Source organism: Ectothiorhodospira sp. BSL-9 (genome assembly GCF_001632845.1).
In the GTDB taxonomy this organism is placed as follows: Bacteria; Pseudomonadota; Gammaproteobacteria; order Ectothiorhodospirales; family Ectothiorhodospiraceae; genus Ectothiorhodospira.
This window is the reverse complement of record NZ_CP011994.1, coordinates 272018-287869: the sequence shown is the minus strand read 5'-3', so window position 1 is coordinate 287869 and position 15852 is coordinate 272018. Positions and strand designations below refer to the sequence as shown.

Sequence of the window (15852 nt, the reverse complement as noted above, 5' to 3'; positions counted from 1 at the left end):
TGCTTTGACGGATCACAATCCACAGCGTACCTAACTAAATCTTTTTTACAAGTGTTTTTTAGTTATATACGAAAAGTCGAATATCAGAACATACTGAAGCGATCTATCGGTCGTCCGTAAAACGCATGGCAATGTCCCTTTTGCTGCGCACCCGGGCCTCCAGGTGCGGGGTGAGGTCCGGTGATGCCAGGGCCCGGTCCAGTTGTCTGACCGCCTCACGGTACTGTCCGTGATGGAAATAATATTCTGCCATGCTCTCGTGGCTGATCACCTGGCGATTGGCGCGTGCGGCGGCATCGGCCCGCAGGCGCAGCAGTTCCGGGGGCGGGTGATCCGCTTGCAGCAGTCGGTCGAGCACCTGGATGGCCTGATCATGGCGGCCGGAGTCCTTCAGGGCCCTGGCGTAGGTCTGGGCCACGGGCAGGTAACCGGGATAGATGTCGTGCAGTCGCTCCAGGATCTCAAGGGCCTGCGGGTGATCCGGATTCCGCCCTTCCATGTGGACTTCAGCCCGGGCAAGGTCCACGTACAGCGCCAGGCTTTCATTGTCGGAGGTGTCGATGCGGTCCAGGGCCGCCAGTGCCTGATCCCGTTGCCCGCGCTCGTTCCGGGCCAGGGCATAGCCATAGAGTTCTTCCGGCTTGGGGGCTTCGCCGTCATTTCGCCGCTCGTGAAGACTGATGGCCCGCGAGGGGTCCTGGATCGCCTGGATGCGGGCCCGGATCAGCCGGAACTCCTGGGAGTCGCTGCGGTACTCCCCGTCGTACTGGTCGGCACGCGAGCGACTGTCACTGATGCGGTTGCTGGTGACCGGGTGGGTGCGCAGATACTCGGGCACGGCCTCAGCCAGCCCACCACTGAGTTGCTGCAGGCGTTCGAAGAAACTGGGCATGGCCTGGGGGTCGAAACCGGTGGCCGCCAGGATGGAGATGCCGATGCGGTCGGCTTCCTGCTCGTTGGCGCGTGTGAAGTTGATTTGCGCCTGAGCACTGCCGGCCATGCCGCCGACGATGGCCGCCTGGCCTACTTCCGGGGCATAGGCACTGGCGATGATGCCCGCCAGGATGGCCAGGCCCGCGGCCAGGTCGATGCGGGTGCTGCCGGCGTAGGCGCGGGCGATGTGGCGCTGGGTGACGTGGGCGATTTCGTGGGCCAGCACCGCCGCCAGTTCGGCCTCGTTGCGGGTGGCCTCGATCAGGCCGGTGTTGACCCCGACGATACCCCCGGGCATGGCAAAGGCGTTGATGCCATCGTCTTCCACCACCAGAAAGGTGAAGTTGGGATGCCCATCCGGGGCGCTGGAGACCAGACGCTGACCCACGGCCTCCACGTATCCCAGCAGTTGCGGATCCTTGCTCAAGGGCAGGTTGCGGCGTACTTCCCGCAGCAGCGAGCGGCCCAGTTGCTGCTCCTGGGAGGGGGATAGCATGGCCGAAGAGGGGTCGCCGATCTCCGGCAGGGATACCTGGGCCGGAGCATGCACGGGCCACAGCAGGGCCAGGCAGAGCAGGGCAGTGACCAGTCGCGCCCACAGGCGGGGGGCGTGTGCTCCCCGCCCTCGGTGCGACGGGCCTTGTCCGCGAGCGGTGTCGTCTACTTGCCCAATCCCGGGGATGAAGAATAGGCGGCCATGGAACTTCGGTTTTCCCATAATTTCGGCTTTAACATGGCTTCGGGCAGCATGAAGCGTTTCTTGTCGGATACCGGCACCGTGCGCACCACCCGCGCCACGTCCTTGTAAGGGATCTTGAACAGCAAGCCGGACTGGGCGCCGCCGTCGGTGCGGCGGGCGATCATGTCCTGGTCGAAGAGCTGGTGGACATACAGGTTGGCGGGCCGGAGCCGGCCAGTGGCGTCACGCAAGGTGACGGCGTATTGGGTGTCAACGGCAAAGGCTTTCTTGTCCATGGTCTGGGCTCCTCGGCTTGAAGGCGGGGATGATCCTGGTCCGCTGAACACTACCACGCCTCTGACATCGGCGCGGTTCCTTGGTTCAGGGGGCGGCGTCCCCGGGTGGATTTCCAAAACATCTAATTATATGTTGTCTTAGTATATGCTAATACGGTAACGTGTGGCGCAATTGAGTTGTCGCAAGTCAACGCAGGCCATCCGGGCATAAGTATGATCCTCTTGGGGATAAAAAATCCTTAAGACGCGAAAGCCCCGAAGCCTGGACCATTCATGCGATGATCTGGCGGCGAAGGTTTTTCCACATGACATCAGGGACATTGCCGCGGTTGCGCTCAAGCCCGCCCGTCCCGCGCAAGAGGAGTGATTGAACCATGGCTGAATTCGACCAGGAACTGGATGCCTCCGGACTGAACTGCCCATTGCCCATTCTGCGCGCCAAGAAGGCCCTGGCCTCCCTGTCCAGCGGACAGGTGCTGCACATCATCGCCACCGACCCGGGCGCGGTGAAGGACTTCGAGGCCTTTGCCAAGCAGACCGGCAACGAGTTGATGGAGCACAAGGAAGAGGGCGGAAAGTTCTACTTCCTGATGCGCAAGTCCTGATGAGGGCTGCATGGCCGTCGCCCAGCGACGGCCATCTCGATCAAGAGCCCCCGTTCAAGGGCCAATGACCTGGCATTTCAAGCAGGCAGATTCAAGGAGGTTGCAGGACGTGTCGGAAAAGAAACTCGCCATCATCGCCACCAAGGGAACCCTGGATTGGGCCTACCCGCCCTTCATCCTGGCCTCGACGGCCGCTGCCCTGGGCTACCAGGTGCAGGTGTTCTTCACCTTTTACGGCCTGCAGTTGCTGAAGAAAAAGCCGGATCTGCAGGTCACCTCCCTGGGTAACCCGGGCATGCCCATGCCCATGCCGATGCCCGTGCTGGTGCAGGCCCTGCCCGGCATGCAGGGCATGATGACCTCCATGATGAAGAAGAAGATGAAGTCCAAGGGCGTGGCCAGCGTGGAAGAGCTGCGGGAGATGTGCCTGGAGGCGGAAGTGAAGATGATCGCCTGCCAGATGACCGTGGACCTGTTCGACATGGCCCGGGACGACTTCATTGAGGGCATCGACTACGGTGGCGCCGCCACCTTCTTCGAGTTCGCGGGTGACTCGGATATCTGCCTGTACGTGTGACGACTAGCGAAGTCCGGGAAATGGTCTAGACTTCCTCAACGGCTGAAAAGTTGACAGTTTTACTAGGGCATAGATCTATAACGCCCCGCGATATGCAACGAGGTATCCCATGGCAACCTATGCGGAAATGCAGCAGATCTACGACGATATTCGTGGGGACTTCCGTTACGACCACGAACTCAACGGCTGTCTCAACTGCGGTATCTGTACCGCCACCTGCCCCTCGGCCCAGTTCTACGATTACAGCCCCCGCGAGATCGTGCAGCTGCTCTGGACCGAAAACGTGGAGCAGATCTACGACGCCATGCAGGAGAAGATCTGGGCCTGCGCCCAGTGCATGACCTGCGCGGCCCGCTGCCCCTTCAAGAACTCCCCCGGCGGCCTGGTGGCCATCATGCGGGAAGTGGCCATCAAGCACGAAATGCAATCCGCCAAGGACGTGCTGCGACCCTTCGGGCGGGTGATGCTCAAGCTGATCACCACCGGCAACCAGCTCTCCCCGGACATGATCCAGCCCGACCATTTCCCCGACTGGGGCCCGAACATTCAAAAGGTGGACGGGGATCTTCGCATCCTGCGCAAGGCCATCCCCATGCAGACCCTGCAGACCACCGATACCGCCTGGGAAGTCTCCCTGAAAACATCCGTAGAGATGTACACCATCTGGGAGATGACCGGGGTGCTCAAGTCGCTTGAGCTGATGGATGAAAACCTGTTCGACGTGATCGAGGATTTCATCGACGAGAAAAGGGAGGAATACGACGAGTGGCTCGAAGAACAGGAAGAAGATTGAGTCCACCTTCGCCTTGCACCACCACATGCCGAGCGTAGAGGAGTGGCACACCCATGACAGCTAAAGACCAGACCCCCGGTGGGCACAACGCCACCGCCGAAGGCACCGGAGCCGGTGCCATGAAACCCGGTTTCCACAATACCGACGGCCAGGGCGTGGCCGGTCACGGTTCCTTCTTCCAGCAGACCCAGCTCTCCCGCGAGGAGGCCGTCACTGCCACCGACTGGGTGCGCAAGCACGTGGATCGGCGCACCATCGACCTGGGCGATCGCATGGATGATGTGCGTGAGCACATGTACGAGCTGGAGAAGGAAGGCAAGATCCTGATCCACCGTATTGAAGACCAGCACGAGCCCAAGACGGTCAAGACCCTCTTCGGCTGGGACAAGAAGATCCCCACCAAGCAGTTGTGGCACCACAAGTCCTGTGGTCAGTGCGGCAACATTCCCGGCTACCCCACCTCGCTATTGTGGTTCATGAACGAGTTCGGCTTCGTGCCGGGCAAGGACTACCTGGACGAGACCGACCAGACCTCCTGCACGGCCTGGAACTACCATGGTTCGGGCATTGGCAACGTGGAATCCCTGGCAGCGGTGTTCCTGCGCAATTTCCACCAGGCTTATGTGTCGGGCCAGGCACACGGCCACGAGCCGGGGCATTTCTACCCGCTGGTGCACTGCGGCACCTCCTTTGGCAACTACAAGGAGATCCGCAAGTACCTGGTCGAGTCACCGGAGCTGCGCGAGAAGGTCACCAAGATCCTGGACAAGCTGGGTCGTCTGGTGGATGGCAAGCTCGTCATCCCCGAGGAGATCATCCACTACTCCGAGTGGGTACACGTGATGCGCAACCGCATCGCCTCGGAGTTGCAGAAGATCGACGTGTCCCACATTCGCACCACTGCCCACGTGGCCTGCCACTACTACAAGATGATCCACGAGGATGCGGTCTACGATCCCGAGGTCCTGGGGGGTAACCGCACCGCCATCATCACCTCCATGGCCCAGGCCCTGGGTGCCCAGGTGATCGACTACTCCACCTGGTACGACTGCTGTGGCTTTGGCTTCCGGCACATCATCTCGGAGCGGGAGTTCACCCGTTCATTCACCATGAACCGCAAGATCCGCGTGGCCCGGGAAGAGGCCAATGCCGATGTCATGCTGGCCAACGATACCGGCTGCGTGACCACCATGGACAAGAACCAGTGGATCGGCAAGGCCCACGAGCAGGACTTCCAGATCCCCATCATGGCCGAGGTGCAGTTTGCCGCCCTGGCCTGCGGCGCCGATCCGCTCAAGATCGTGCAGCTGCAGTGGCATGCCTCGCCCTGCGAGGACCTGGTGGAAAAGATGGGTATCTCCTGGTCCGAGGCCAAGAAGAACTTCCATGCCTACCTCAAGGAGGTGGAGCAGGGGAACATCGAATATCTCTACAAACCCGAACTGGCTTACGGGGGGTAAGGCATCATGCAGGATACAGTACTGATCGTCGGGTCGGGTCCGTCCGGCCTGTCGGCTGCCGCACAGGTGGCCGGCGCCGGTTACAAGGTCGTGATGGTGGAAAAGGAGGATGTGCTGGGCGGTGCCCCCATCCTCTCCGGCTACGCCAAGCTGGTGCCCTCCGGCGAGTGGGCCAAGGACGCCATTGGTCGCATGGTCAAGCGGGTGGAGGACGACAAGGCCATCACCATCCATAAGGGGACCCGTGTCACCCAGCTGGATGGCGAGCCTGGCAACTTCACCGCCAAGCTGAGCAACAACAAGCAGGTGAAGGCCGGGGCCGTGGTCCTGGCCACCGGCTTCACCCACTTCGACTCCGTGAACAAGCCCGAGTGGGGCTTTGGCACCTTCCCGGACGTGCTCACCAGCACCCAGATGGAGCAGATGGTGGCGTCCGGCAAGATCGCCTGTCCCTCCGATGGGCGCGTACCCGAACGGGTGGCCATCCTGCTGTGCGTGGGTTCCCGGGATCGGCAGATCGGGCGCGAGTGGTGTTCCAAGATCTGCTGTACCGTCTCGGCCAACCTGGCCATCGAGATCAAGGAAATGTCCCCCGAGACCGACGTGTTCATCTACTACATGGACATCCGTACCTTCGGGCTCTACGAGGACCGCTTCTACTGGAAGTCCCAGGAGGAGTTCAAGACCAAGTTCGTCAAGGCTCGTATTGCCGAGGTGACCGCCTCGGGGGATGGGCGCCTGCTGGTGAAGGGGGAGGACACCCTGGTCAAGCGGCCCATCGTCATTCCCTTCGACATGGTGGTGCACGCCATCGGCATGGATCCCAACCAGGACAACCCGGAGATCTCCAAGGTCTTCGGGGTGGAGCTGGAGAAACATGGTTTCCTGCAAAAGGGTGAGCAATACACCAACACCTGCGGCACCTCCCGGCCCGGGGTGTATTCCTGCGGCGCCGCCTATGGCCCCGAGACCATCGACGACTCCATCGCTCAGGGGGCGGCGGCCGGCGGCCGTGCCGTGATGGACCTGACGGCCCTGGTCCGCAAGGCGGGTTGACGCGGTCATGGACAAGCACATCCGGCCTGCCCCGCTGAAGATCCGCCTGGAACCGCGTATTGCCGCCAGCAAACTGGAGCAACTGCTGGAGGACATGAAGGATCGCGGAGGGGTGGAAACCTATCTGGATGCGCTGCGCAGCAAGCACCAGGTCTTCACCGCCGCCTTGCCGGATCAGCGCCCCGCGGCGTTGCGGGCGGATATCTCCGGGGTGTTGCTGGAATGCGTCTTCCCGGCCCGCCGCAAGCTCACCGGCCCCATGCAGAACCTGTCCCCGGAGGCCTTTTCGGAGGCCATCCTGGGGCTGGTGTATGGGCGGGGGGATCTGCTGAGCCGGATGCGCGCCTTTTGCGAGCGCATCCCCACTCAAACCCGCAAGGAATCGGGGGCGGCCTGGGATCTGGCGGCGGAACTGCTGCATTTCCGTTACCCGGATGCCGTCCCGCTGATGACCCGCTGGGTGTGGGATACGCAGACCATGAGCGGCGCGGTGCGTGAGTTCGTGGCCGGCAACGAGGGCATGAACGTGCTGCCCCTGGAGGCCAGCCCCGAACACCTGGAAGGGGTGCGCAGCTGGTTTGTGGAGCACCTCACCGCCAGTGGGTTCTACCGGGATCTGCCGTTCGTGACGGATCTCATCCTGGCGCGGGCCTATTCGGATTATGTGCGGTCCATTTCCGGCGGCCTGGGAATCCTGCAGGGCGAATTTGGTGCCAAGCAGGACCCGATGGAGCTGGTGGTCAAACTGTTGGGTATCGATGCCCGACGCGGCGAGCGTCACGCCGCCGCGTCGCAGACATGGCATTAGCCGGCATGTGTCGAACCCGGTAAAAGCGAGTTTCGGAGAACAGCATGGCGATACACGAGAAGTCCCTCATCGAGCCCGAGCGCCTGCTCCACCACGACGAACTGGTGGTGGACGGGGTGGACGTGTCCGGGCACTGGAACACGATGATCACGCCGCGAACCCTCACCGATTACGATGATGATTTCGAGGCGAAGATCCAGGCCATCCCCGGTGGCGAGAACGTGCATCGCTGCTGGCAATGCGGCTCATGTACCAACTCCTGCACCATGTATGCCCAGAACGTGCAGTTCAATCCCCGCTACTGGATCTATGCGGTACGCCTGGGGCTCAAGGAAGAGATCATCAAGGACAAGGACATCGTCTGGCAGTGCGTGTCCTGCAACAAGTGCACGAACATCTGTCCCAAGGACGTGCGGCCCGAGGGCGTCATGAAGGCCCTGGCCCACTGGATGGAAGAGGAGGGCATCACCGACAAGACACCCTCCACCATCTTCGACGAGGAATTCACCGAGCAGATCTACGCGCGCGGTCGCATCGAGGACAGCCACGTCCTCATGGGTTTTTACAAGAAGACCGGCCAGTCCATGTTCCAGAACTGGCTGCGGGTGTTCGGCCTGCGCCTGGCCCGGCATCTGCCGGTGAGCCTGGGGCTCAAGTTCGGCCGCAACGTGCTCATGAAGCCCCGCACCAAATCCTGGGGCCGCACCGGTGAGGTGCTCCAGCAATACGTCCGCGAACAGAAGGAGGCCGCCCATGGCTAAGGTTGCATACTATCCCGGTTGCGCGCTGGAAGGCTCCGGCGGCCCCTATGACAAGTCCACCCGGGTGCTGGTGAACTCCCTGGGCCTGGAGATGGAAAACCTGCGGGACTACAACTGCTGCGGCGCCATGGAGGTGAAGAACGTCCACCCCATGCTGCAGACCTACCTCTCGGCCCGCAACCTGGCCATCGCCACCGAGCAGATGGGCCTGGATACGGTCATGGCCCCCTGCAACGGCTGCTATCACAACCTCAAGAAGGCCGAGTTTGAAACCGCCACCTCCGAAGAGGTGATGCAGACGATTCAGGACCTGGCCCGCAAGTCCGATGACCCCGTCTACACCGGCGACGTGCGTACCCTGCACCTGCTGGAATGGCTGATGGAGGAACTGGGCCCCGAGGGCATCAAGCAGAAGTTCACCAAGAGCCTCAACGGCATCAAGATCGCCAACTACTATGGCTGCATGTACACCCGGCCCCGGCAGATCTTCCCGGAAAAGGATCAGGGCCCGGGCTCCGAGTCCAGCTACAAGCCGCACTTCATGGACGACCTGCTGGAGGCCGCCGGCGGTGTGAATATGGACTTCCCCCTGAAGACCGCCTGCTGCGGCGGCGCCCACACCCTGTCGGACTCCGACACCTCCACCCAGCTGGTGCTCAACCTGCTGCAGGCGGCGGAAGACTGTGGCGCTGAGGTGATCGCCACCGAGTGCCCCACCTGCCACTCGGGGCTGGAGATGCACCAGGTGCGTGCCGAGACCGAATTCGGCATCAAGACCAACGTGAAGATCCTGTACTTCACCCAGCTGCTGGGGCTGGCCATGGGGCTGTCGCCGCGCAAGCTGGGCATTCACGAAAACGTGAGCGACTCCATTGGTTTCCTCAAGGATCGGGGGGTATTCTGACCCGCATGGACTGCAACGGCTGCGAATTCAAACCGGAGCTGTATTACGACGCGGAGTACCAGATCTGGCTGCGTCTGGAAGAGGACGACACCCTCACCGTGGGCATGACCGACCTCTCCCAGGCCATTGCCGGTCATATCCTCCATGTACGCGTGCGTCGCCCCGGAACACGGCGGCCACCGGGTAAACCGGTGGCCACCATCGAGAGCGGCAAATGGGCCGGTCCCATCCCCAATTTCATGGACTGCACCATCATCGAGGCCAATGAGGCCGTGATGGATCAGCCCGACCTGCTCAACCAGGACCCTTACGGGGCCTGGGTGGCGCGGGTGGAAGTGGAGGGCGGCGGCGCCAGCGTGCTGAAGGACTACCTCACCGGGGACGCAGCCCACCAGGGCTATTGCGAGCGGGCTCGGCGCGATGACATCCACTGTCATCGGGACTGACGGGGCGCACCGTGAACAAGCAGCCGGATTATCTGGACGGAGACGAACAGACGGTGGTGCTGGTGATGACCAGCGGCCCCAGCACCCCCTCCCGCTGTGCCACCCCCTTCTATCTGGGGTCGGTGCTGGCCACCATGGATGCGGATGTACACCTGTTCTTCACCATGGAAGGGGTCAGGCTCATGGAAAAGGGCGTGGCCGAGGGCCTGCAGGCCATGGAAGGAGGCAAGTTCCTGATCGATTTCATCCGCGATGCCAAGCGCGCCGGGGTGACACTGCATGTGTGCGACCCGGCGCTGCCGGGCTATGGCCTGGACCCGGCCACCGATCTGATCGACGAGGTGGACCACGTGGCCCGGGCCAGCGACCTGGGGGATCTCATGCTGCGGGGGGACAAGGTCCTCTCCTTCTGAGGCGGGTGTGCCACGCGCCTTGATCCAGATCACCATATGCCGTCCCGGTGACCCGGATACTGATCAAGCAAACATCAATAACCTTATAAACATCAGGAGGAAAGCATGAGCGAAGTCAAAGGTTGTGACCTACCGGAGGACCTGCTCTACAGCATCGAGAACAACGTCTGGGTCCGCCAGGAGTCCGATGGCACCGCCACCATCGGCCTGACCTCGTATGCCGGTTCCCTGGCCGGGCAGGTGGTGTCCTACACCCCCAAGAAGGTGGGCAAGGCCGTGAAGAAGGACAAGTCCTGCGCCACGGTGGAGTCCGGCAAGTGGGTGGGGCCTGCCAAGTCCCCCATCAGCGGCGAGGTGGCCGCCATCAATGATGCGGTGTCTGCCAACCCCGGCCTGATCAATGAGGACCCGTATGGCGAGGGCTGGCTGGTGAAGATCACGCCCGATAACTGGGACGGCGACTCCGCCGCACTCAAGACCGGCAACGATGCCATCGAAGCCATCAAGGCCAAGATGGAGGCAGACGGCTTCAAGGGCTGCTGAAGGCCCTCAAGCCCCGGGGCGGGCTGATCGGTCCGCCCCGATGTGCGGCCCCGGCGGGTCATCCCGGCAAGGGGATGACGCCTGATATGTCCGGGCGCCCGCAATCCCCGACACAAGGACCAGCAAAGGAACCCCATGAGCCCCATGAGCCCCATGAGCCCCATGAGCCCCTTGCCATGAGTGATCCATCCCCAAGTCACTGGGAAGACCTCGTGCGCCACGTGGAACCCCTCGAGGACATCCCGCTGGATGCGGCGCTGGTCAGCACCCTGGAGGCGGACAACGAGCCCCGTTTCCGCAACCACGGCCATCCCGTGGATCTCTACACCCCTACCTTCAAGAGCTACCAGACCTCCGAGATCAGCAGTTGCGGCAAGAACGCCTGGCCGGCGGTGTCCATCACCGGGCCCGACTGCAAGCTGCGCTGTGATCACTGCAAGGCCAAACTGCTGGAGCCCATGATCCCCGCACGCGATCCCGAAACGCTATGGCGGGTGGTGAACGGCATCGTCGAGCAGGGCGGGGAGGGCATGCTGCTCACCGGCGGCTCCAACCACCGTAACGAGGTGGAATACGGCCCCTTCTACGACACCATCCGTCGCATCAAGGACAGCTTCCCCGGGTTTCGCATCGCCCTGCACACCGCCCTGGTGGACGATGATGCCGCCCGCTGCATGGAGCAGGCCGGCATCGACGCCGCCATGATGGACGTGATCGGCGCCCAGGAAACCATCACCCAGGTCTATCACCTCAAGCGCTCGGTGGCGGATTTCGAGGCCACCCTGGAGGCCCTGGTGAACACCCGCATGAAGGTGGTGCCCCACATCGTCATGGGCCTGCACTACGGCCGCTTCCTGGGAGAATGGGAGGCCCTGAACATGATCCAGCGGCACCGGCCCGACGCGGTGGTGCTGGTGGTGGTCATGCCCTTCTATGCCCCTGACAGCAAACCCTTTGCCACGCCCCAGGCCGTGGATGTGGGGCATTTCTTCCGCGATGCGCGCCAGGCCCTGCCGGACCTGCCCCTGCTGCTGGGCTGTGCCCGGCCGGCGGGTCAGGTGAAGGGCGAGATGGATGCCTACGCGGTGATGGCCGGCATTGATGGCCTGGCCCATCCCGCCGATGGCGTGGTGGAACTGGCGGCCCGGCTGGGGCGGCAGGTGCGCGTGATACCCTCCTGCTGTTCCATGGCGGTGGGTGAAGAGGTCATGGCCCTGGACGGCGGGCGGGAGGCCCTGGAGATCGACCTGGAAGCCATCGTCGCCGATGAGCGGGCGCGCCGGCGGCAACGGGGCGCACCGGGCATGGGGCCGGGAGGCATCCCCGTGGTCATGGAAAACGTGGCCCCCGGGGCCTGAATGCTGGTTGGAGAGTGATGATGCGTGATGAACATACCCTGCGGGTTCTGGATACGGGCCTGCGTCGGGCCGCCGAGAACCTGGCCCTGAACCGCTCCCTGCTGGAGTGCCACCAGGAAGGGCATTCCCCCCATACCCTGCGCTTTTTGCGATTCGAACCCTCGGCCCTGGTGGGCTTTCACCAGAACGTGGATCAGGAACTGCTCACCGAGGTCTGCCGCGCCGAGGGCATCGACATCCAGCGCCGCATCACCGGCGGCGGCGCCATCTACTTCGATCCCACCCAGATCGGCTGGGAGCTCTACGTGGACAAGCGCTTCGTGGGCTCGGCGAACATGGAAAAGATCGCCGGGCGCATCTGCCGCGCGGCGGCCCGGGGCATCAGCCGCCTGGGGGTGGATGCCCAGTTCCGCCCCCGCAACGACATCGAAGTGGATGGCCGCAAGGTATCCGGCACCGGCGGGGCCTTTGATGGGGATTCCATCATGTACCAGGGCACCCTGCTGATCGATTTCGACGTGGAGCGCATGCTGCGGGTGCTGCGCATCCCCGCCGAAAAGCTCTCCCACAAGGCCATCGCCTCGGCCCGGGACCGGGTGGCCAACCTGCGTGAACTCCTGGGCGAAGTGCCGCCGCTGGAAACCATCCAGCAGTCCCTGGCCGAGGCCTTTGCCGAGACCTTCAACGTGACCCTGGCGCCGGCCGAAGCCATGGATGCCGTGGAACAGGCCCGTTTCGAGCAGGTTCTCAAGGAGATCGACAGCGACGAATGGATCTACCAGCGCAACCGCCCGGCGGTGGATTCGCCGCTGCTGGAGGCGGTGCACCGAGCCCCCGGAGGCCTCATGCGGGCCGGCGTGACCCTGGATCGGGAAAGGGGACGCATTGGCCAGGTATGGATCACCGGCGACTTCTTCACCAACCCCCGACGCATGCTGGTGGACCTGGAGGCCGCCCTGCGCGGCATCGCCGTGGCAGACCTGGAACGCACCCTGCACGACTTCTTCGACGACTACCCGGTGGAGATGCTCATGCTCACCCGGGATGATTTCATCCGCGTGCTGCGCCTGGCCCTGGATTCGGACGATGCCTCACGGGGCGCCAGTGACGACCCCAGCCATGCAGTCGGTTGATGTCCTGGTGGTGGGCCTGGGCCCCGCCGGCGGCAGCGCCGCCCGGGTGGCCGCCCGTCAGCGCCTGTCGGTGCTGGGGATCGACCGGCGGGCGGTGATTGGCGAACCCGTGCAATGCGCCGAATTCATCCCCCTGCCCATGGGCAGCTACGCCCAGGCCCCCGGCGTGTTCTCCCAGCCCATCGATCGCATGACCACGCTGCTGCCCTCCGGCACCTGCCGGGAATCGGATTTCCCCGGCATCATGATCAACCGGGCCGCCTTCGATCAGGCCATTGCCGCCCGGGCCCGGGAACACGGCGCCACCCTCTGGACCGACGCCACACTGCTGCACGTGGACCCGCAGGGCCGCACGGCCCGGGTGCGACATGAGGGCCAGGAGCAGACCGTGGCCTTCCGCGCCCTGGTGGCGGCCGATGGCCCCCATTCCCCCGTGGCGGCCCAGCTTGGCTGGCCCGCCCTTGAGACCGTGCACACCCGTCAGTACACCGTGCCCCTGAAAAAGGCCCGGGACGACACCGTCATCTGGCTTTCCCCCGACTACCCGGGCGGCTACGCCTGGCTGTTCCCCCGTGAGACCCACGCCAACCTGGGCCTGGGGATGGACAAGACCCTGGCCCCCGACCTCAAGACCCCACTGGACACCCTGCACCGGGACCTGGTGGAGGCCGGCTGGGTGGGTCAGGAGATCCTGCGCCGCACCGGCGGGGCCATCCCCGTGGGCGGCTTGCGTCCCCGGGTGTTCGAGGGGGCGGTGGTGTTTGCCGGTGATGCGGCGGGCCTCACCCACCCCATCACCGGCGGCGGCATCGCCCCGGCGGTGGCCTCCGGCGAGCTGGCGGGGGAGGCCATCGTGGCCTGGCTGCGGGGGGATGAGGATGCCCTGGAGGATTATCAGGAAGACCTGCGGGACCGCTACGGCCCCAGCCTGGACCGGGCCGTGACCCGGCGCCGGGAACTGGCTTCCATCTGGCATCAGCCCCAGGCCCATGAGGATGCCGTCCACCGGCGCGGCTGGATTGCCTTTGACGAATACTTCAACGACCCGGTCAGCCCCTGAGCGACACGGATCCGTGAGACACGCGTGCGGGCATGGCACCGCACCAGAGGAGGAGACAACCATGAGCACCCCGGAGAGCATCGCCGCCGAGACGGTGAACTTCTATCGGCCCGATCCCTACATCAAGACCCCGGACATGCGCTCGCCCGAATACGTGCAGATGTCCACGGCCGCGGCCATCACCCTGGGGCTGGTGCGGGGCTGGATGCACCGCACCGACTGCACCCATTGCCTGAACCTGCTGGTCACCTATCCCGAGGGCTGCCGGGCCAACTGCAGCTATTGCGGCCTGGCCCGTCACCGGGAAGAGTCCCAGGACTACGCCGACCGCAACTTCATCCGCGTGGACTGGCCCACGGCCCGTTACGAGGATGTGATCCAGCGGGTGCGTGACGGTGCGGATCGGGGCCGTTTCGAGCGCATGTGCATCTCCATGATCACCCACCCGGATTCCGACGCCGACACCCTGACCCTGCTCAAGCGCTGGGTGGAGGCGGTGCCCCACATCCCGGCCTCGATCCTCTCCAACCCCACCTCCATGTCCCGGGACGATCTGGTGCAGCTCAAGGAGGCCGGAGCCCAGATCTTCACCGTGGCCCTGGATGCGGCCACGCCAGAGATCTTCGAGCACACCCGGGGCGCCACAGTGGACAGCCCGCACCGCTGGGACAAGTACTGGGAAACCCTGGAATGGGCCGCCGAGATCTATGGTCCCAAGCGCTTTGGCGTACACCTGATCTGCGGCATGGGCGAGACGGAACAGGAGATGCTGGAAGTGTGTCAGCGGGTGCGCGACATGGGTGGGCACAACCACCTGTTCGCCTTCTTCCCCGAGCAGGGGTCGCTGATGGAGGCCTGGTCCCCGGTGCCCCGTGCCCAATGGCGGCGGGTGCAGCTGGCCCGTTACATCATCGACTACCTGGATGGCCGGGTGGAGGACATGCGCTTCAACGCCGCTGGCGAGGTGGTGGAATACGGCCTGGAACCGGCGGAGCTGGAGGCCCTGATCAATGAAGGCACGCCCTTCAGGACCTCCGGCTGCCCGGGGCGCTCGGACCAGGACACCGTCTCGGCCTGCACCCGCCCCTATGGCGACTCCAGCCCCACGGACATCATGTCATTCCCGTTCGCCCTCAATGAGCGGGACGTGGCCGTGGTGCGCCGGCAGATGGCCGGGGAGTCCGTGGGCACCTTCGATCACGACTCGGACTGAAGGTCCGGCCCGGGGAGGCCCGATGAAGAAGATCGACATCACCAATGTCAGCGACCTGCGCAACCAGCTCAATCGCTACCGGCAGGGCAAGAAGTTCGACATCCACCAGTTCAACCAGGTGGCCCGACTGGCCTGGCTGGGCAAGGTGCTCATGCAGCCCCTGGACCCGGAAGACGAGACCTGCAAGTCCTTCCTGATCTACGTGGAGCACCCGGACGAGCTGGTGGCCCATTGCCTGAGCCCCGATGAGGACCTGGTGGGCCAGATGCACATCGTGGACGCTCAGCAGGCGCAGGCCCTGATCCAGATCCTCAAGCTGGGGGTGGAGGAGCGGGCCAAGCTCTACGACGACCTGTCCCGGTCCGATTTCTACTTCCGCTACTTCTCCTGAGGCGCCATGGCATCCCAAGACCCCTCCGACACGGGGCAGGCCCCCACCATCGAGTCCCGTATGGAGCGTCGTTTCATCGTCATGACCACACGGGAGGGGTTTCTTCAGGCGCTGGACCCACTCATCCCGGATGGCTGGACGCGGGTGACGGTGACGGACCTGGACGCCATCGGCCCCTGGAACGAGATCCTGCTGCACCGCTTCATGCTGCTGGACCTGGATGACCCGGGGGCGTTTGATCCCCTGGACGTCATCGAGACCCTGCGCATGGAGTATCAGATCAATCTGCCGGTCTTCTGCCTGGGCGGGGATGCGGACCTGCAGGGAGAGATGCGCCTGGCCCGGGCGGACCGGTTCTTCACCGAGGCAGAACTCCTGGAGATGCTGCCCCGGTTCTTCGAACTCTACGGCTGGGGGCGCTGA

At 63.9% G+C, this 15852-nt stretch carries 19 protein-coding genes; 17 read left to right on the top strand and 2 right to left on the bottom strand.

Annotated elements, in window-relative coordinates; translation table 11 throughout:
- Window positions 1-103: 103 nt before the first annotated feature.
- Together ECTOBSL9_RS01455 and ECTOBSL9_RS01450 are read right to left on the bottom strand one after the other, a co-directional pair.
- Complete coding sequence (locus ECTOBSL9_RS01455; protein WP_240481024.1) at window positions 104-1483, bottom strand: M48 family metalloprotease; 1380 nt, start codon at window positions 1481-1483, stop codon at window positions 104-106.
- 110 nt (window positions 1484-1593) lie between these two features.
- Entirely contained in the window at window positions 1594-1908 is a 315-nt protein-coding gene (locus ECTOBSL9_RS01450; RefSeq protein WP_063463558.1) for a hypothetical protein, read from the bottom strand.
- Window positions 1909-2282: 374 nt separating this feature from the next.
- Here ECTOBSL9_RS01450 and ECTOBSL9_RS01445 point away from each other — a divergent pair, with 374 nt between their 5' ends.
- The 17 genes from ECTOBSL9_RS01445 (at window position 2283) to ECTOBSL9_RS01365 (ending at window position 15852) form a co-directional block, all read left to right on the top strand.
- Window positions 2283-2513 (top strand): sulfurtransferase TusA family protein, encoded by a 231-nt coding sequence (locus tag ECTOBSL9_RS01445; RefSeq protein WP_063463557.1) that lies wholly within the window; start codon window positions 2283-2285, stop codon window positions 2511-2513.
- A gap of 109 nt (window positions 2514-2622) precedes the next feature.
- Entirely contained in the window at window positions 2623-3090 is a 468-nt protein-coding gene (locus ECTOBSL9_RS01440) for a DsrE/DsrF/DrsH-like family protein (RefSeq protein WP_063465938.1), read from the top strand.
- 127 nt (window positions 3091-3217) lie between these two features.
- Window positions 3218-3883 carry a 4Fe-4S dicluster domain-containing protein gene (locus ECTOBSL9_RS01435; protein WP_063465937.1) on the top strand — a complete coding sequence of 222 codons (666 nt, stop codon included), beginning with the start codon at window positions 3218-3220 and terminating at the stop codon, window positions 3881-3883.
- A gap of 53 nt (window positions 3884-3936) precedes the next feature.
- Window positions 3937-5343, top strand: coding sequence for a heterodisulfide reductase-related iron-sulfur binding cluster (locus ECTOBSL9_RS01430; RefSeq protein WP_063463556.1), 1407 nt, complete (start codon window positions 3937-3939; stop codon window positions 5341-5343).
- Window positions 5344-5349: 6 nt separating this feature from the next.
- The gene (locus tag ECTOBSL9_RS01425) at window positions 5350-6399 is read left to right on the top strand and encodes a CoB--CoM heterodisulfide reductase iron-sulfur subunit A family protein (protein WP_063463555.1); all 1050 of its coding nucleotides are present in this window, start codon (window positions 5350-5352) and stop codon (window positions 6397-6399) included.
- Window positions 6400-6406: 7 nt separating this feature from the next.
- Window positions 6407-7207 carry a hypothetical protein gene (locus ECTOBSL9_RS01420; RefSeq protein ID WP_063463554.1) on the top strand — a complete coding sequence of 267 codons (801 nt, stop codon included), beginning with the start codon at window positions 6407-6409 and terminating at the stop codon, window positions 7205-7207.
- A 44-nt stretch (window positions 7208-7251) separates the two neighbouring features.
- The gene (locus ECTOBSL9_RS01415) at window positions 7252-7968 is read left to right on the top strand and encodes a 4Fe-4S dicluster domain-containing protein (protein ID WP_063463553.1); all 717 of its coding nucleotides are present in this window, start codon (window positions 7252-7254) and stop codon (window positions 7966-7968) included.
- Window positions 7961-8872: a CoB--CoM heterodisulfide reductase iron-sulfur subunit B family protein gene (locus ECTOBSL9_RS01410; protein WP_063463552.1), complete on the top strand. Its 912-nt coding sequence runs from the start codon at window positions 7961-7963 to the stop codon at window positions 8870-8872. The genes ECTOBSL9_RS01415 and ECTOBSL9_RS01410 overlap by 8 nt, the downstream gene beginning before the upstream one ends.
- A 5-nt stretch (window positions 8873-8877) precedes the next feature.
- The gene (locus ECTOBSL9_RS01405; RefSeq protein ID WP_063463551.1) at window positions 8878-9318 is read left to right on the top strand and encodes a glycine cleavage system protein H; all 441 of its coding nucleotides are present in this window, start codon (window positions 8878-8880) and stop codon (window positions 9316-9318) included.
- Window positions 9319-9383: 65 nt separating this feature from the next.
- Window positions 9384-9731, top strand: coding sequence for a DsrE family protein (locus tag ECTOBSL9_RS01400; RefSeq protein WP_063465936.1), 348 nt, complete (start codon window positions 9384-9386; stop codon window positions 9729-9731).
- Window positions 9732-9836: 105 nt separating this feature from the next.
- Window positions 9837-10274 carry a glycine cleavage system protein GcvH gene (gcvH, locus tag ECTOBSL9_RS01395; RefSeq protein WP_063463550.1) on the top strand — a complete coding sequence of 146 codons (438 nt, stop codon included), beginning with the start codon at window positions 9837-9839 and terminating at the stop codon, window positions 10272-10274.
- 176 nt (window positions 10275-10450) lie between these two features.
- A complete protein-coding gene (locus tag ECTOBSL9_RS01390; protein ID WP_063463549.1) occupies window positions 10451-11632 on the top strand; it encodes a radical SAM protein in 1182 nt (393 codons plus the stop codon).
- A 20-nt stretch (window positions 11633-11652) separates the two neighbouring features.
- Window positions 11653-12765 carry a lipoate--protein ligase family protein gene (locus tag ECTOBSL9_RS01385; RefSeq protein ID WP_063465935.1) on the top strand — a complete coding sequence of 371 codons (1113 nt, stop codon included), beginning with the start codon at window positions 11653-11655 and terminating at the stop codon, window positions 12763-12765.
- Entirely contained in the window at window positions 12752-13825 is a 1074-nt protein-coding gene (locus ECTOBSL9_RS01380; RefSeq protein WP_063463548.1) for an NAD(P)/FAD-dependent oxidoreductase, read from the top strand. The genes ECTOBSL9_RS01385 and ECTOBSL9_RS01380 overlap by 14 nt, the downstream gene beginning before the upstream one ends.
- A gap of 61 nt (window positions 13826-13886) precedes the next feature.
- Window positions 13887-15038: a radical SAM protein gene (locus ECTOBSL9_RS01375; protein ID WP_063463547.1), complete on the top strand. Its 1152-nt coding sequence runs from the start codon at window positions 13887-13889 to the stop codon at window positions 15036-15038.
- Between the two features lie 22 nt (window positions 15039-15060).
- Window positions 15061-15429 (top strand): hypothetical protein, encoded by a 369-nt coding sequence (locus ECTOBSL9_RS01370; protein WP_063463546.1) that lies wholly within the window; start codon window positions 15061-15063, stop codon window positions 15427-15429.
- Between the two features lie 6 nt (window positions 15430-15435).
- Entirely contained in the window at window positions 15436-15852 is a 417-nt protein-coding gene (locus ECTOBSL9_RS01365) for a hypothetical protein (RefSeq protein ID WP_063463545.1), read from the top strand.

Bases quoted from the DNA above. Each gene is read 5' to 3' on its own strand.
- ECTOBSL9_RS01450 (WP_063463558.1), bottom strand. From the start codon at position 1,908: ATGGACAAGAAAGCCTTTGCCGTTGACACCCAATACGCCGTCACCTTG.
- ECTOBSL9_RS01420 (WP_063463554.1), top strand. From the start codon at position 6,407: ATGGACAAGCACATCCGGCCTGCCCCGCTGAAGATCCGCCTGGAACCG.
- ECTOBSL9_RS01380 (WP_063463548.1), top strand. From the start codon at position 12,752: ATGCAGTCGGTTGATGTCCTGGTGGTGGGCCTGGGCCCCGCCGGCGGC.
- ECTOBSL9_RS01445 (WP_063463557.1), top strand. From the start codon at position 2,283: ATGGCTGAATTCGACCAGGAACTGGATGCCTCCGGACTGAACTGCCCA.
- ECTOBSL9_RS01400 (WP_063465936.1), top strand. From the start codon at position 9,384: ATGACCAGCGGCCCCAGCACCCCCTCCCGCTGTGCCACCCCCTTCTAT.
- ECTOBSL9_RS01405 (WP_063463551.1), top strand. From the start codon at position 8,878: ATGGACTGCAACGGCTGCGAATTCAAACCGGAGCTGTATTACGACGCG.
- ECTOBSL9_RS01410 (WP_063463552.1), top strand. From the start codon at position 7,961: ATGGCTAAGGTTGCATACTATCCCGGTTGCGCGCTGGAAGGCTCCGGC.
- gcvH (WP_063463550.1), top strand. From the start codon at position 9,837: ATGAGCGAAGTCAAAGGTTGTGACCTACCGGAGGACCTGCTCTACAGC.
- ECTOBSL9_RS01385 (WP_063465935.1), top strand. From the start codon at position 11,653: ATGCGTGATGAACATACCCTGCGGGTTCTGGATACGGGCCTGCGTCGG.
- ECTOBSL9_RS01435 (WP_063465937.1), top strand. From the start codon at position 3,218: ATGCAGCAGATCTACGACGATATTCGTGGGGACTTCCGTTACGACCAC.
- ECTOBSL9_RS01390 (WP_063463549.1), top strand. From the start codon at position 10,451: ATGAGTGATCCATCCCCAAGTCACTGGGAAGACCTCGTGCGCCACGTG.
- ECTOBSL9_RS01430 (WP_063463556.1), top strand. From the start codon at position 3,937: ATGACAGCTAAAGACCAGACCCCCGGTGGGCACAACGCCACCGCCGAA.
- ECTOBSL9_RS01370 (WP_063463546.1), top strand. From the start codon at position 15,061: ATGAAGAAGATCGACATCACCAATGTCAGCGACCTGCGCAACCAGCTC.
- ECTOBSL9_RS01425 (WP_063463555.1), top strand. From the start codon at position 5,350: ATGCAGGATACAGTACTGATCGTCGGGTCGGGTCCGTCCGGCCTGTCG.
- ECTOBSL9_RS01415 (WP_063463553.1), top strand. From the start codon at position 7,252: ATGGCGATACACGAGAAGTCCCTCATCGAGCCCGAGCGCCTGCTCCAC.
- ECTOBSL9_RS01375 (WP_063463547.1), top strand. From the start codon at position 13,887: ATGAGCACCCCGGAGAGCATCGCCGCCGAGACGGTGAACTTCTATCGG.
- ECTOBSL9_RS01365 (WP_063463545.1), top strand. From the start codon at position 15,436: ATGGCATCCCAAGACCCCTCCGACACGGGGCAGGCCCCCACCATCGAG.